Genomic DNA, 15,578 nt, shown 5'->3' on the forward strand with positions numbered 1-15,578 from the left:
CTGCTGACAGACCGGACACAGTCCCTTGATCCCGTCGAATGCGACTTCACGCTCTCGGCACTTCCGGCAGGTCAGTAGCATCCCGCGCCCCCTCTTTGCATGATCACTGTTGGATCGAGCGCCGTATCCTATGGGCTCTGCCGGAGCGGCGTCGATGCCTTCTCGATCTTCCGCGTCAGGGGGATCGCGGCGGGCCGAAAACCGTTTGGCGGGTCGAGGCGGGTGCTGCTACTTTCGCGGCAGCCGTGCGAGAGAACGAGGAGGTGGTACCCGTGAACGCAGTATCGACATGGGTGCTCTCCTCCGTGGTCACGGCCGGGCGATAGGTCGTCCGGGAGCGCCGTTCAAGCGTATTCCCGAAAGGCACGACCATGCAGTTCACCTCCGAACAGCGTCTCGACGACGGTGTCCTCGAACGCGAATTCACCCTCGGCGAGATCCCCGGCATCCTGTGGACGCCCGCGTCCGCGGACGCGACGACGCCGCTGATCCTGATCGGTCACCCTCCGCTCGGACTGAAGAGGATGTACCCCCGGATCGCGGGGCGGGCCCGGTACTACGCGGCGCGGTACGGCTTCGCCTCGGCCACCATCGAGCTCCCCGGGAGCGGTGACCGGCCCCGTTGGGCCGCCGTCGACCAGGCCCGCGCCGACCTTCGCCGGGCGATGCAGGCCGGGGAACCGGTCGGCGACGAGATCGTCGACCGGCTCGTCCTCCCGCTGGTCGACAAGGCGGTCCCGGAATGGCGGGAGGCACTGGACGCGCTCCTGTCGCTGCCCGGGATCGACGGTCCGGTCGGGTTCGAGGGGGGAGTGATCTCCATCGGCATCCGGCTGGCGGTGGTCGAGCCGCGCATCGTGGCCGCCGGTCTCTTCGCCGGGAGTCTGGTGCCCGCGGCCATGTTCGAGGAGGCCCGCCGGGTCACCATTCCGCTGCACGTCCTGTTGCAGTGGGACGACGAGGGGAACGACCGGCAGGCGGCCCTGGACCTGTTCGACGCCTTCGGCTCCAAGGAGAAGACGCTGCACGCCAACCTCGGCGGGCACACCGGCGTCCCCCCGTTCGAGATCGAATCAGGGGCCCGGTTCTTCGCCCGCCATTTGAGGGCCGCCGTCTGAGGTCCACCGTCTGAGGGCCGCGGTCTGAGCTCCACCGGCTGAGGCCCGCCGTCTGACGGTCGAGGTCTGAGGCCACCGTCTGAGGTGCCCGGACGACATCGCGCCCTTGTCTGCGGGTCCTTCGTAGACAAGGGCGCGGTGCCCCGGGGAATCGGCATCCACCGTCAGTCGGTCAGGCGCAGCGCCGTTCGTGCGTCGGGGCCGTGCCAGCCCGAATCCGTACGCCAGACGACGTGCACGCCGAAGGCCTCCCGGATCGCGTCGGGGGCCCAGGCGTCCGCGGGCGGCTCGGACAGGACCAGGTACCGGACGTCCGCACAACGGCCTTCCACCCGGTCGAGTTCCATGAGCCGGGCGGCTCCCGCGCGCAGTTGCGGGTAGCCGGAGTGGTCGGCGCCGAGCACCTCGTAGCGGGAGAGACCGTCCGGGCCCTCCAGGGTGGCGTCGGAGACCCGGGAGTCCGAGGGCCGCAGTCCCGCTCGCAGGAGGGCGGCCTTCAACTCGTAGCGCACGGCCTCGTGGGTGTTGCAGTCCCGGTCGGTCTGGGCCTCGACGTCGAGGCGCCGCGTGAGTGCCTCGCTCCACGCCTTCCGTGCCTCGGACGGGGCGGGGTCGGCCTTCAGGAGGGCGACAGTGTTCATGGGGTCGGTGTCCTTCTGTTCGTGTGGTGTGCGCGGGTCGGCCGGTCGGGCCGCGGTCGTCGTGGCCGGTGCCGCTTCGCCAGGCGTTTCGGGCCCGGGTGGTGTGCCGACTTCGGTTGGGGTCTCGGGCCCGGATGGTGTGCCGACCTCGGTTGGTGTCTCGGCTCCGGGGGGTGTCCCGACCTCGCCAGCCGACATGGATCCGGGCGGCACGGCTCCGGCTGGGGGGCCGACCTCGCGGGGTGTTCCCGTGCCGGACGGCGTCACGGTCTCCGTCTCCGCCCCCGTCTCCGGTCCGGTGTCGATCCGGTGGCGGAGGCCGGCCCGGGCCCGGTCGAGCGTGTCGGTCCAGTGCCGGAACACCGGGTCGTCGGCGAGGGCGGCCCGTAGCCCGGGGTCGCCCGCCCCGACCGCCAGGCGGGTCCGCTGGGCGAGGTCCGCGAGATCGCTCAGCCGGTCGCGGTCGGCGGAGCCCAGTAACCGCCACACGCTCAGCCAGTCGACCCGGTCGCGTCTCAGACAGCGGGCCGCCATGCCCTTCAGCTCGGACAGGAGGACCATGGCGTCCGGCGGGGTCGCGCCGTCGCCGTACGCGATGTCCCGCAGGACGCCGAGCGCGGCCTCGTAACGCGGGGCCATCCGCGCGGAGATGGACCGGCGGCCGAACTCGCCCGCCGAGACCAGGCTCAACTGGCCCTCGTTGCGGGTCACCCAGCCGTCCAGCCGTGAGCCGGTGGCCGGGGTGGGTTCGCCGTGCCGGGGGACGAGGAGGACGGTCCGCTCCGTGGCGGGCGCGAGGACCTTCACCTTCAGGTGGGAACCCGGGCCGGGGCCGAGCACCCGTATCTCAACGGGAGCGCCGACCGGCAGGTCGTCGGCGGAGCCGTCACCGGCCGAAGTGCCGAAGCCGGAGGTGCCGACGGCCGAGACGCCGAAGCCGGAGGTGCCGACGGCCGAGGTGCCGAGGACGGAAGCGCCGACGGTGGAGGCTCCGGCTTGCGTTCCCCTCGCGGACGCTCCCGGCGAGGTCGCCAAGTAGGCGTAGGCGGATGCGACTTCGCCGCTGCCGTCGTCGGGCGCCGTGCCGAGTTCGGGCGGCAGCGGTGTCGTGTGGAGGACCGTCAGCGTCTGGGTGCTGCGGGACAGGGCGACGTACAACTGGCGCAGCCCGGCGGGACCCCCGGCGGCGACGGCCGTCGGCTCCAGGACCAGGACGTGGTCGAACTCCATCCCCTTGGCCTGGGCGGCGGGGAGCACGGACACGGTCCGCAGGGTCTCCTCGGTCATGCCGTCCACGAGGTCGACGCGCCGCCGGACCTCCTCCAGCCAGCCGGAGTCGTCGGGAACGATGACGGCGATCGACCGCGGGGAGCGGCCGTCGTTCGTGCCGGCCAGCCGTGCCGCACGGGTCGCCGCGTCGTCCAGCAGTTCCCAGGGGGTCGTGGCGACGAGCCGTACGGCCCCGTCCCCGGCCCGTCGTACGGCCGCCGGGTAGGGCAGGGAAGGGGCGACGGCCCGGGCCAGGGGTGCCACGAACTCCATGATCTCCGCAGGGACGCGGTAACTGGTGTTCAGCTCGGCCACGCGCCAGTCGCCCCGGTCGGACAGGATGGCGCCCAACCGCTTCCAACTGGTGTAGGAATGCGGTCCGGTGGCCTGGGCCAGATCGCCGAGCACGGTCATCGAGCCCGTCGGACACCGTCTGCGCAGGGATCGCGCCTGCATCGGGGTGAGGTCCTGAGCCTCGTCGACCACGATGTGCCGGTACCTCCGCGGACTCTCGCCCGCGATGAGGAAGCGCAGCTCCTCCAGGCACACCAAGTCGTCCGCCGTCCAAGGCTCTTCGGCGGCGCTGTCGGCCTTCTCCCTTTGCAGACAGGCCTGTTCGTCCCGGTCGAGGATCCCGTCGGCGCACTCCCGCAACCGGGTGGGGGAGTTGAGCAGTCCGCGCAGCGCCTCCTCGGGACTCAGCGCGGGCCAGATCCGGTCCACGAGCGTGGTGACCTGCCGGTTGCGCTCCAGGTCGCGGCGCACGCCGGCGTCCCTGCTGCGGTGCGGGGCGATCAGGACGAGTTCACCCAGCAGCCGGTCCACCAGCAGGGTGCGGAAGCGGTCCCTGCGCGCCCGGTAGCCCTCGGTCCCCTCCCGGGTGCCGTGGAGGAGACCGAACACCTCCGAGCGCGGCAGACGCAGGGACGTGCCGCCCACGACCACGACGAACGCCGGTTCGTCCTGCGCGTGCGAGGGGGCGGAGACGACGGTGTCGAGGGCCTCGGGCCGGCACTCGCTCTCCACCCGTCGGCGCAGCACGGCCGCCATCCGTTCGCCGGACTTGACCAGCCGCGCGGTGGCGGAGTCCGTGCCCCGGACGTGCCCTTCCCACAGGCGGGACAGCTGTACGGCGGTGACGTTCCGGGTGCCGAGGGTCGGCAGGACGCGCCCCACGTACTCCAGGAAGTTCTGGTGCGGTCCGACGACCAGGATGTCCTGCGCGCGGAAGTGGTCGTTGCTGACGAGCCAGGTCACCCGGTGCAGGCCGACCGCGGACTTTCCGGTGCCGGGGCCGCCCTGGACGACGAGGACGTCCGCCGGGGAACGGGTGACCAGTGCCATCTGGTCCCGTCTGATCGTCTCGACGATGTCCCGCATCCGGCCGTCGCGGGAGCGGCGCAGCTCCCGCAGGAGGAACTCGTCGACCGGCTGGGGCCGTTGGCGCCGTCTGCCGGCGGGGTGGCGCGGTGACGGGACGGTACGCGGCCGTGCGTGGCGGCCTCCGGCGGGCGGGGCGGTGGCGCTCCCCGCCTTCCCCGTCCCCTCCGGCGGGCCCTCGTCCTCGACCTCCCCGGAGGAACTCTCGCCCTCGACGGCGTCGGGGGCTTCGAGGCGGTCCCGGTCTTCGAGTACGTCGGTGCGCTCCGGGGCTTCGAGCGGGGCGGACTCCTCCGCGGAGACGGGTGGCGCGCCGGTCCCGCGTCCGAACTCCGGCCACCCGGGGTACGGCGATTCGGGATGCGGCGACCCGGGATGCGGCTCCGCCGCCGGGGCTATCTCGTCCAGGAAGTCCTCGACCTGGCGTCCGGCGCACCGCAGGCGTCGCCGCAGGAGCACCTCGCCGGGTGTCTCCGGCAGGGCGTTGTGCCAGCTCACGGCGAGCGGGTTCGTCCAGGAGACCACGACCTGATCGCGGGTCTCGGCGTCGAAGACATGGCGCCGTCCGACGTAGAACGTCTCCGGCTCGGCCTCGCCCTCCTCCTGGACGTCGACGCGGCTGATGACCAGGGCCTCGCCCCCGAGACCCCCGTACTCCTCCGCCGCGTTCCGCGCCTTCTCGTGGACCGCGATGCCGTCCTTGCCGCTCGCGGAAGCGGTGGCCGCCGACGGAGACGTCATCTCCGCGAGCCGGGCCTCGTAGCAGTCGTAGGCGCGGTCGACGGCCTTCTGTTCGATGGCGATGACCGTGTCTCGTGGTGTCGTGCTCACGTGTGTCCCCTCCTGGCGACGCCCCTCGCGCCGCCGCGGGCCAAGGCCCGCCTCCCCTGTCTCAGAGGTAGCAGAGTTCGTCGGTCAGACCACGGTCAATCGGACAACAGCACCACAATCGCGCAGATTTCGGTCCGTTCCGAGCGCATCCGGTCCTCGCGTGTACGGGTTCGCACGCGGGCCGGGCCGGTCGATCGCGGGTCGGTGAGGGCCCAGGGCCCAGGGGTGAGGGCTCAGGGGTGAGGGGTGAGGGAAGGGCGAAGGGCCCCGTCGTGGCGACGGGGTCCTTCTGTCCGTACGTCTGCGATCAGCCGCACTGGCAGGGATTGCCCGACTGGCAGCCGCAGCCGCAGCCTGAGCCGCAGCCGCAGGCGCCGAACAAAGGGAGGCTCTTGATCTCGGCGGGCTTTTGGGTGTCGCGGTCCTGGGTCGGGTCGGGCGTGCTCGGGGATTCGGGCATGGGTCCCTCCTTCTGGCACGGAGGCGTCGGCGCACACCGCGCCGCACGGCTCCTGTCGCCCATCTCATGCCCAGCCCGGCGGGCGCATCAACGGCGCACTGAGGCGTCCTGCGCGCCCGGAGCACGATGCGCGGGCCGGGGCGCCCCCGGACCAGCCCGCGCCGCCCCCTGCCGCCGGGCCCGGCGGCCGTCCGCCGACTCGGAAAGCAGCCGGGCCCGGCCGTTCCCGGTCGGGAACGTCCGGGCCCATCGGCGCGGCGGGACGGAAGAGGCACACCGACCCGGCGCCCCGGGACCGAGCTCAGCGAGCCCGAGCGGCCTCGCCGGGCTGAGCGGACGTGGTCTCGCCAGGCCGGGCTGCCTTGCCAGGGCGAGTGGTCTCGCCAGGCCGGGCTGCCTCGCCAGGACGAGTGGTCTCGCCAGGCCGAGCGGCCTCGCCAGGACGAGTGGTCTCGCTGAGTTCGGTCTCGCCGTTCGTGTCGGGGAGGGCTCGTGGACCTGGTGTCCGCCCGGCAGGGCTACGCGCCCTCGACCCCCGTCACCGGCTGGATGTCCGGCTGGAGCTCGTCGGCGTGTTCTCCGGTGACCAGGTAGACGACGCGCTTGGCGACCGAGACGGCGTGGTCCGCGAAACGCTCGTAGTAGCGGCCGAGGAGGGTCACGTCGACGGCTGTCTCGATGCCGTGCTTCCACTTGTCGTCCAGCAGGTGCTGGAAGAGCGTGCGGTGCAGCAGGTCCATGTCGTCGTCGTCCTGCTCCAGCTGCATCGCCAGGTCGACGTCCTTGGTGATGATCACCTCGGCGGCCTTGGCCATCAGACGCTGCGCGAGCTGGCCCATCTCCAGGATCGTGGCGTGCAGGTCGTGCGGGATCGCGCGCTCGGGGAAGCGGAGCCGGGCCAGCTTGGCCACGTGCTGGGCCAGGTCGCCGGAGCGCTCCAGGTCGGCCGACATCCGCAGCGAGGTCACGACGATCCGCAGGTCCGTCGCCACCGGCTGCTGCCGGGCCAGCAGGGCTATCGCGCGGGCCTCCAGCTCGTGCTGGAGATCGTCGACCCTCTGGTCGGCGGCGATCACGCTCTCGGCCAGCTTCAGGTCGGAATCGAGTATGGCCGTCGTGGCGCGCCCGATCGCCGACCCGACGAGCCGGGCCATCTCGACCAGGCCGTCGCCGATCGAGTCAAGTTCCTCGTGATACGCGTCACGCATGTGGTCGTCCCTCTCGTACGTCAGCTTCCGGGGTCCGGGGTCCGGGGTCCGGGACCGGGCAGCCGCGGCCGCCGGAGGGCCCTGGAACCCCACGTTCCCACGTTCGGCCCCGTACGCGTCCGTTTCCGGCATCTCAAGTGAATCAGCACTGGCTCCTGGGTGAACTCTGGGCGACGAGTGTTCGAGCTCGCACTCGGATGGCTGTGGCCAGGAGCTACGCCATGCCTAACCTGGGTGCATGGACGTGAACGCGGCGGTCGCCGCAGCGGCAGCGATCGCCGGAGTGCTCACCGGTGTCATCGCCATGCTGGCGTTCCGCTGGAGCGAACGCGACCAGAAACGCCCGACCCGCACCTCCCTGCACACGGACGCCGTGCTTCCGCCCGGCGTCGACACCGTGCTGTCCGTGCTCAGGTCGTCCGCGGTCGTACTCGACGAAGCGGACGCCGTGGTCAAGGCCAGCTCGGCGGCGTACGCCCTCGGGCTGGTGCGCGGAGGCAAGCTGGCCGTCGAACCGATGCTCCACATGGCGCGTGACACCCGTCGTGACGGGGAGATACGACAGGTGGAGCTGGACCTGCCGAGAAGGGGCACGGGACGGGGAGAGGCCCTCGCCGTCTCGGCCAGAGTCGCTCCCCTCGGATCCAGGCTCGTCCTCCTTCTCGTGGAGGACCTGACGGAGGCGCGCCGCATCGAAGCGGTACGGCGGGACTTCGTCGCCAACGTGAGCCATGAGCTCAAGACTCCCGTAGGAGCGCTGTCCCTGCTCTCCGAGGCCGTCATGGACGCCTCGGACGACCCGGAGGCGGTCGAGCGCTTCGCCGGACGCATGCAGATAGAGGCCACCCGGCTCACCAACCTCGTGCAGGAGCTCATCGACCTGTCGAGGGTGCAGAACGACGACCCCCTGGAGGACGCCGAGCCGGTCCGGGTCGACGAACTGGTCGCCGAGGCGATCGACCGCTGCCGCCACCAGGCCGGCACGAAGCAGATCACCATGGCGGCCGGCGGCACCGCCGACCTCAGCCTGTGGGGGAACCGGGGCCAGCTCGCCGCGGCGCTCGGCAACCTCGTCGAGAACGCCGTCAACTACTCACCCGCCCGCACCCGCGTCGGCATAGCCGCCCGCCGGGTGACCGCGCCCGGCGGGGAACACATCGAGATCGCCGTGACCGACCAGGGCATCGGCATCTCGGACAAGGACAAGGAGCGCATCTTCGAGCGCTTCTACCGAGTCGATCCCGCCCGCTCCCGTGCCACCGGCGGTACGGGCCTCGGGCTGGCGATCGTCAAGCACGTGGCCGCCTCGCACGGCGGGGAGGTCTCGGTGTGGAGCTCCGAGGGTCAGGGCTCCACGTTCACCCTGCGGCTGCCGGAGGCGAGCGCGGCCCGCGAGCGCGTCACCGATCACCACATGCCCGGACTCGACGAAGAGAACGAGACCGGGCAGCCCGACGGGACGACCACCGTCACATCCCCGTACGAACCGCTTCCTGCCCCGGAGGTCCTTCCGTGACCCGTGTGCTCGTCGTCGAGGACGAGGAGTCGTTCTCCGACGCCCTGTCGTACATGCTTCGCAAGGAGGGCTTCGAGGTCGCCATCGCGACCACCGGGCCCGACGGACTGGACGAGTTCGAGCGCAACGGCGCCGACCTCGTTCTCCTCGACCTGATGCTGCCGGGCCTGCCCGGCACCGAGGTCTGCCGTCAGCTGCGCGGCCGCTCCAACGTCCCGGTGATCATGGTCACCGCCAAGGACAGCGAGATCGACAAGGTCGTCGGACTCGAAATAGGAGCCGACGACTACGTCACCAAGCCCTTCTCCTCCCGTGAGCTGGTCGCCCGCATCCGGGCCGTCCTGCGTCGCCGCGGGGAGCCCGAGGAGGTCGCCCCGGCCGCCCTGGAGGCCGGTCCCGTCCGGATGGACGTCGACCGTCACGTGGTCACCGTCTCCGGCGGAAAGGTCGACCTGCCGCTGAAGGAGTTCGACCTCCTGGAGATGCTGCTGCGCAACGCGGGCCGCGTGCTGACCCGTATGCAGCTCATCGACCGGGTGTGGGGCGCCGACTACGTCGGTGACACCAAGACCCTCGACGTCCACGTCAAGCGCCTGCGGGCGAAGATCGAGCCGGACCCGGGCGCGCCCCGCTACCTGGTGACGGTCCGCGGTCTCGGCTACAAGTTCGAGCCGTAGACCGGCCCCGTCGCCCCGTGGCAGGACACGGAGCACGACACGGCAGCACGACACGCCGGTACGGCGCGGCACTACGCCGAAGGGCGGGATCCCCGGAGAGGGGGTCCCGCCCTTCGGCGTACGGACTGCTGTGCGCGCCTGCCTAGAGCCTGTCGGACAGGTCCTGGCCCGCGTCCGGCGTCACTGGCCGGCGGACGCCGACGCGGTGGCCTTCGCGCTCGACGAGGCGGTCGTGCCGGCCTGGCCCGACGTGGAGCCCGACGGGGAGGGGGAGCCGGAGACCGAACCGGACGGCGAGGCGGCCGGGGCGGAGGAGGAGGCGGGCGCCGCCGGGATGTCGCTCGGGCCCCACTTGGTGAAGTAGCTCTCGGCCGGGACGATGTACGCGCCCAGGCTCACGTCACCGGTCTGGCTGAACGTGAAGGTGACCTTCTGGACGCTGCCGTTCAGAACGGTCTGGGAGGGGCTGGACAGCGCCGCGGAGGCGTTGCCCTTGCCGCCGAGGACGACCGAGCCGCCGGGCGGGATGCTCAGCTTGCCCTTGCCGCTCGCGGGGGTGATCTGGGCGGTGCCCTCGCCCTCGACGCTGACCGAGTCCAGCGTCTGCGCGGTGGTGCCGTTGTTGAACAGCGTCGCGGAGACCACGGCGGGACCGGTGGCCTTCACGTCGGGCTGGGTGATGACGAGCGCGTTCTGGACCTTGATGACGCCGACGGAGGTGGCCGCGTTGTCCGGCTTGACCTCCAGCGTCTGGGCGTCGCTTCCGGCGCCGCACGCGGCGAGCGAGGCGATCGAGAACGCGATGACGGCGGCGGCGGGAGTGCCGCGTCGAAGGCTGCTGCTCACGGCGGCGGCAACTCCTTGAACGTGGGCGAAGCAGGACGACCTCTGTGTAAAGCCGCCCTAAGGGTCTGTCAGCGGCCTTAGGTTACCGATCCGTTCCCGCCCGACCGCACCCGACCCTCCCCAAGCCGCCGACTTTGCTCGTCCGAGGGGATTCGGGGGTCCGCTCGGACGTCCGGGCCGTGGTGGCGGGCATGCCCCCGCGGACCCCCTTGCGCCGGGTGTGCGCCCCGCCCGCCACGGTCCCCTCCGATGGCCCGTCCGCTACTTTGACCGCGCACCGTCCGCCATTCACATAAGTTCCGCCGACTGTTCCGCGGACTTCGGCTTGCGTATTTCGTGGAATGAATGCCCGGCTCTCCGGGAAAAGGATCACGGGGTCGTCGAGGGCCGATGAGCGCATGATCATCGAACTCCTTGATCAATTCCGGATTCGTCTCGTACTCGGCTGCGTCCATCGAACGGAGTAGCGGAAGTCGCGCTCTTGGGGCAGGACAAAACGGGATGTTCAGACCCTGGCGACGCGCCCCGGGTGTGTGTAACGTACGCGTTTCACTCCGCATGGACAGCGGCTCCGACCTGCGAATACCCTCTTCCGCTCGCCCCTCGCAGCACGTTCCTGTTGCGGTTGTCAAGCCCCGAGATATGCCCTGACCTGCGAAAACGCCATTCAGAAGACGCCGTTTCCGTGTTACTCTGGATAGCCACGGAAGGGGTACCTGTCACATGACGTTCAAGGTTGGCGACACCGTGGTCTATCCCCATCACGGGGCCGCGCTGATCGAGGCCATCGAAACTCGCCAGATCAAAGGCGTGGACAAGACCTACTTGGTGCTGAAGGTCGCCCAGGGTGACCTGACGGTACGTGTGCCAGCGGACAATGCGGAGTTCGTCGGCGTACGTGATGTGGTCGGTCAGGACGGGCTGGACCGGGTCTTCGAGGTGCTGCGCGCGCCGTACGCCGAGGAGCCCACGAACTGGTCGCGTCGCTACAAGGCAAATCTGGAGAAGCTCGCCTCCGGCGATGTCATCAAGGTCGCGGAAGTCGTGCGTGACCTGTGGCGTCGTGAGCGCGAGCGCGGACTCTCCGCAGGTGAGAAGCGCATGCTCGCCAAGGCGCGCCAGATCCTGGTGAGCGAGCTCGCCCTCGCGGAGAACACCAACGAGGACAAGGCCGAGGCCCTACTCGACGAGGTCCTCGCGTCCTGACGCCGGCTCAGTCGCCGAGACGCCTGTCGTCTTGACGTACGCCCAAGCCCGCGCAGCAGCGCAATGAAAATGCCGCGGTGCCCGATGACGCAATTACCATATTGCTGTCGCCGGGCGCTGCGGCATGTTCGTACCCGCGCCCATTCGGTAAACCGGGTGTTCACCCGGCATCGGCTTTCCCGAGGTATACCGGCGTATCCGATACTCGGGATACCGACCCGGGCGGTCGGCATGACCGGATGTCACGGAAGGGTCCGGTCAAGGCGTCGCGCCCGGCGCTCCCCCAGCTCTCCGAGCGGGGGGTACCCCCAGGCCATACCCATCCCGGTCGAGCACACAAACCTGACAGGAACCGATGTCTGACGTTTCGCTCCCTTCGCCGTCGGAGGCCCGCACCGCCGCCGTGATTCCGGCCGCCGGACGAGGTGTGCGCCTCGGTCCGGGCGCCCCCAAGGCGCTCCGCGCGCTGAACGGCACGCCCATGCTCATCCACGCGGTCCGTGCGATGGCCGCGTCCCGCGCCGTCTCCCTGGTCGTCGTCGTGGCCCCGCCGGACGGCACGGCCGAGGTCAAGACGCTGCTCGACGCGCACGCGCTGCCCGAGCGCACCGACTTCGTCGTCGTCCCGGGCGGTGACAGCCGCCAGGAGTCCGTGAAGTACGGCCTCGACGCGCTGCCCCCCGGCTTCGACATCGTCCTGGTCCACGACGCGGCCCGGCCGCTCGTGCCCGTCGACACCGTGGACGCCGTCATCGAGGCCGTACGGGACGGCGCTCACGCCGTCGTGCCGGCGGTGCCGCTCTCCGACACCGTCAAAGAGGTCGAGCCCGCGGCCGTCGCCGGGGAGCCCGAGCCGGTCGTGGCCACCCCCGAGCGGGCGCGGCTGCGCGCGGTGCAGACGCCCCAGGGCTTCGACCGCGAGACGCTGCTGCGGGCCCACGAGACCGTCACCGACGACGTGACGGACGACGCGAGCATGGTCGAGCAGCTGGGCGTGCGGGTCGTGGTCGTGCCGGGCCACGAGGAGGCGTTCAAGGTGACGCGCCCGCTGGATCTGGTCCTGGCGGAGGCGGTTCTCGCGCGGCGGAGGCTGAACGATGGGTTCTGAGACGCCGGAGCGGACGCCAGGACAGGGCGCGGTCACGGGACAGAGCCAGGGACAGGGACAAGCGGAAGCACGGAGTCCGGTCCAGGGCCTGGTGCTCCCGCTGGTCGGGATCGGTACCGACATCCACGCCTTCGAGGAAGGCCGGGAACTGTGGTGCGCCGGTCTGAGGTGGGACGGGGAGGGGCCCGGACTCGCCGGGCACTCCGACGCCGACGTCGTCGCGCACGCCGCCTGCAACGCGCTCTTCTCGGCGGCGGGCCTCGGCGACCTCGGGGCCCACTTCGGCACCGGGCGCCCGGAATGGTCCGGGGCGCCAGGGGTCGTGCTGCTGACGGAGGCGGCGCGGATCGTCCGCGAGGCCGGTTTCGTGATCGGCAATGTCGCGGTCCAGGTCGTCGGGCCCCGCCCGAAGATCGGCAAGCGGCGGGACGAGGCGCAGAAGATCCTGTCGGAAGCGGCCGGGGCGCCGGTCTCGGTCTCGGGTGCCACGACGGACGGCCTCGGGTTCCCGGGCCGGGGCGAGGGCCTGATGGCGGTCGCCACGGCACTGGTCGTACGGGTCGGCTGAACACCGGCCGCCGGGACGGCCGGAACCGGGCGGCGCGTGTCCGGCGCTCCCTCGTTCCGGCCGCGGTTCGCCCGGGGGGCTCCTCCCCGTGCACTGGCCGGACGGCGAGCGCCCCCCGTATGTCACGAATACATGGCCTTGCCGGGGAAAGGGGCGCGGGGCACTACCCAGGGCCCACTACCCTGGAGTGGTGACCATTCGCCTGTACGACACCAGCGCCCGGCAGATCCGTGACTTCACCCCGCTCGTGCCGGGTTGCGTCTCGATCTACCTGTGTGGCGCCACCGTGCAGGCCGCACCGCACATCGGGCACATCCGCTCGGGCCTCAACTTCGACATCATGCGCCGGTGGTTCGCGTACCGCGGCTACGACGTGACGTTCATCAGGAACGTCACGGACATCGACGACAAGATCATCGAAAAGTCGGCCGAGCAGGGCCGCCCCTGGTGGTCCATCGGCTACGACAACGAGCGTGCCTTCAACGACGGTTACGACGCGCTCGGTTGCCTGCCGCCCACCTACGAGCCCCGTGCCACCGGCCACATCCCCGAGATGATCGAGATGATGCGCGGGCTCATCGAGCGCGGTCACGCGTACGCGGCCGACGGGAACGTCTACTTCGACGTGCGGTCGTACGACGGCTATCTCCAGCTTTCCAACCAGGAGCTCGACAACCTGCTCCAGCCCTCGGGCGAGGGCGAGACCGGCAAGCGCGACCCGCGTGACTTCGCCATGTGGAAGGCCGTGAAGCCGGGCGAGCCGAGCTGGGAGACGCCCTGGGGCCGCGGCCGTCCCGGCTGGCACCTGGAGTGCTCGGCCATGGCCCACAAGTACCTGGGCAGCGCCTTCGACATCCACGGCGGCGGGATCGACCTGATCTTCCCGCACCACGAGAACGAGATCGCGCAGGCCAAGGCCTTCGGGGACGAGTTCGCGAAGTACTGGGTGCACAACGCCTGGGTCACCCTGAGCGGCGAGAAGATGTCGAAGTCCCTCGGGAACTCGGTCCTCGTCTCCAAGATGACCAAGGTGTGGCGTCCCATCGTGCTGCGCTACTACCTCGGCACCCCGCACTACCGCTCGATGATCGAGTACAGCGAAGGCGCCCTGCGTGACGCCGAGTCGGCGTTCGCGCGCATCGAGGGCTTCGTGCAGCGGGTGGTCGAGAAGGCCGGAGGCGTCGTCGAGCCCGCCGCCGAGGTGCCGCCCGCGTTCGCCGAGGCGATGGACGACGACCTGGGTGTCCCGCAGGCTCTCGCGATCGTGCACACGACGGTCCGCCAGGGGAACTCCGCCCTGGCCGCCGACGACAAGGAAGCCGCCGTCGCCCGCCTCGCCGAGGTACGGGCCATGCTCGGCGTCCTCGGACTCGACCCGCTCGACGAGGCCTGGGCCGAGGAGGGCGACCGTGGCGACGATCTGCACGGCGTCGTCGACACCCTCGTCCATCTGGTCCTCGACCAGCGCGAGGCCGCCCGCGCCCGCAAGGACTGGGCCGCCGCGGACGCCATCCGCGACCGGCTCAACCAGTCCGGCCTCGTCATCGAGGACGGCCCGCAGGGGCCGCGCTGGACGCTCGGACCGCGCTGAGCATCCGCTCCGGCGGTCCCGGCCGACCTCGGTCGGCCTTGATCGATTGTGCCGCCCGGACCTCCGGGCGGCACACTTCATTACGTACGCACGCACGTCTCACACAGACAGGTAGGTCATGGCTGCTAACAACCGCCGCATGTCCGGCAAGAAGGGCGCGCAGGTCGGCAGTGGCGGCCAGCGACGCCGGGGCCTGGAGGGCAAGGGCCCGACCCCGCCCGCCGAGGCGCGCAAGGGCCACAAGAAGAACCGCGTCGCCAACGCCAAGGCGAAGCAGATCGTCCGCCGCCCCGCCCACCCCAAGGGCCGTGGCGGCAAGGGCACGTCCGAGATGGTCGTCGGGCGCAACTCCGTCGTCGAGGCGCTGCGCGAGGGCGTCCCCGCGATGACGCTGTACGTGCAGCAGTTCATCGACAACGACGAGCGGGTCCGCGAGGCGCTCCAGCTCGTCGCCGAGCGCGGTGGCATCCACCTGATGGAGGCCCCGCGCCCCGAGCTCGACCGCATGACCAACGGGCTCAACCACCAGGGCCTCGTCCTCCAGGTCCCGCCGTACGAGTACGCGCACCCCGAGGACCTCGCCGCCGCCGCGTACGACGAGGGCCAGGACCCGCTGATCGTCGCCCTCGACGGGGTGACCGACCCGCGCAACCTCGGTGCCGTCGTCCGTTCCGCCTCCGCGTTCGGCGGCCACGGCGTCGTCGTGCCCGAGCGGCGCGCGGCCGGCATGACCGCCGGTGCCTGGAAGACGTCGGCCGGTGCCGCCGCCCGTACGCCCGTCGCGCGCGCCGCGAACCTGACGCGCGCCCTGGAGTCGTACAAGAAGGCCGGCCTCGTGGTGGTCGGTCTGGCCGCCGACGGGGAGGTCGAGGTCGGTGACCTGGAGGCCCTCGGCGGCCCCGTCGTCATCGTCGTCGGCAGCGAGGGCAAGGGCCTGTCCCGACTCGTCGGCGAGACCTGCGACTTCCGCGTGCGGATCCCGATGCCCGGTGGCGCGGAGTCGCTGAACGCCGGTGTGGCGGCGGGAGTTGTGCTGTACGAGGCGGCGCGCCGACGCGCCTGAGAGGGCGCCCGGGCGGTCACCTTCGGGGGGTGCCCGGGCCCTCCGGAACGATCTTGACGCGGTCCGGACAGTTCGGCGTGGTCAAAGCAGTGTCCT

11 protein-coding genes are annotated in these 15,578 nt (G+C 71.2%); 8 read left to right on the forward strand and 3 right to left on the reverse strand.

The genetic code is table 11. The annotated features are described in order from the left end of the window. The first annotated feature begins 371 nt into the window (after window positions 1-371). Complete coding sequence (locus ACZ4AA_RS11380) at window positions 372-1,118, forward strand: alpha/beta hydrolase family protein (protein ID WP_467599187.1); 747 nt, start codon at window positions 372-374, stop codon at window positions 1,116-1,118. A gap of 164 nt (window positions 1,119-1,282) precedes the next feature. On the opposite strand, the gene ACZ4AA_RS11385 is transcribed toward ACZ4AA_RS11380, so the two are convergent. Together ACZ4AA_RS11385 and phoU are read right to left on the reverse strand one after the other, a co-directional pair. Continuing rightward, window positions 1,283-5,239: an AAA family ATPase gene (locus ACZ4AA_RS11385; RefSeq protein WP_467599190.1), complete on the reverse strand. Its 3,957-nt coding sequence runs from the start codon at window positions 5,237-5,239 to the stop codon at window positions 1,283-1,285. Between the two features lie 978 nt (window positions 5,240-6,217). Then, window positions 6,218-6,907 carry a phosphate signaling complex protein PhoU gene (gene phoU, locus ACZ4AA_RS11390; protein WP_467599193.1) on the reverse strand — a complete coding sequence of 230 codons (690 nt, stop codon included), beginning with the start codon at window positions 6,905-6,907 and terminating at the stop codon, window positions 6,218-6,220. A 238-nt stretch (window positions 6,908-7,145) separates the two neighbouring features. On the opposite strand from phoU, the gene phoR reads away from it, so the two are divergent. Together phoR and phoP are read left to right on the forward strand one after the other, a co-directional pair. Next, entirely contained in the window at window positions 7,146-8,423 is a 1,278-nt protein-coding gene (gene phoR / locus ACZ4AA_RS11395; RefSeq protein ID WP_467599196.1) for a two-component system sensor histidine kinase PhoR, read from the forward strand. A gap of 5 nt (window positions 8,424-8,428) precedes the next feature. After that, a complete protein-coding gene (gene phoP / locus ACZ4AA_RS11400) occupies window positions 8,429-9,100 on the forward strand; it encodes a two-component system response regulator PhoP (protein ID WP_466162299.1) in 672 nt (223 codons plus the stop codon). Between the two features lie 180 nt (window positions 9,101-9,280). Here phoP and ACZ4AA_RS11405 read toward each other — a convergent pair whose 3' ends face one another. Beyond that, window positions 9,281-9,946: a copper chaperone PCu(A)C domain-containing protein gene (locus ACZ4AA_RS11405; RefSeq protein ID WP_467599199.1), complete on the reverse strand. Its 666-nt coding sequence runs from the start codon at window positions 9,944-9,946 to the stop codon at window positions 9,281-9,283. A 723-nt stretch (window positions 9,947-10,669) separates the two neighbouring features. On the opposite strand from ACZ4AA_RS11405, the gene ACZ4AA_RS11410 reads away from it, so the two are divergent. The 5 genes from ACZ4AA_RS11410 (at window position 10,670) to rlmB (ending at window position 15,482) form a co-directional block, all read left to right on the forward strand. Continuing rightward, on the forward strand, window positions 10,670-11,152 hold the full coding sequence (locus tag ACZ4AA_RS11410; RefSeq protein ID WP_003953493.1) for a CarD family transcriptional regulator: 483 nt from the start codon (window positions 10,670-10,672) through the stop codon (window positions 11,150-11,152). A 355-nt stretch (window positions 11,153-11,507) separates the two neighbouring features. Continuing rightward, window positions 11,508-12,260: a 2-C-methyl-D-erythritol 4-phosphate cytidylyltransferase gene (ispD, locus tag ACZ4AA_RS11415; RefSeq protein ID WP_467599202.1), complete on the forward strand. Its 753-nt coding sequence runs from the start codon at window positions 11,508-11,510 to the stop codon at window positions 12,258-12,260. Further along, window positions 12,250-12,828 carry a 2-C-methyl-D-erythritol 2,4-cyclodiphosphate synthase gene (gene ispF / locus ACZ4AA_RS11420; protein ID WP_467599205.1) on the forward strand — a complete coding sequence of 193 codons (579 nt, stop codon included), beginning with the start codon at window positions 12,250-12,252 and terminating at the stop codon, window positions 12,826-12,828. Before ispD ends, ispF begins: the two co-directional genes overlap by 11 nt. Window positions 12,829-13,018: 190 nt before the next feature. Beyond that, complete coding sequence (cysS, locus tag ACZ4AA_RS11425; RefSeq protein ID WP_467599208.1) at window positions 13,019-14,419, forward strand: cysteine--tRNA ligase; 1,401 nt, start codon at window positions 13,019-13,021, stop codon at window positions 14,417-14,419. Between the two features lie 118 nt (window positions 14,420-14,537). Next, entirely contained in the window at window positions 14,538-15,482 is a 945-nt protein-coding gene (gene rlmB, locus ACZ4AA_RS11430) for a 23S rRNA (guanosine(2251)-2'-O)-methyltransferase RlmB (protein WP_387299504.1), read from the forward strand. Window positions 15,483-15,578: the final 96 nt, after the last annotated feature.

It is taken from the genome of Streptomyces sp. NPDC024698 (assembly GCF_055559015.1).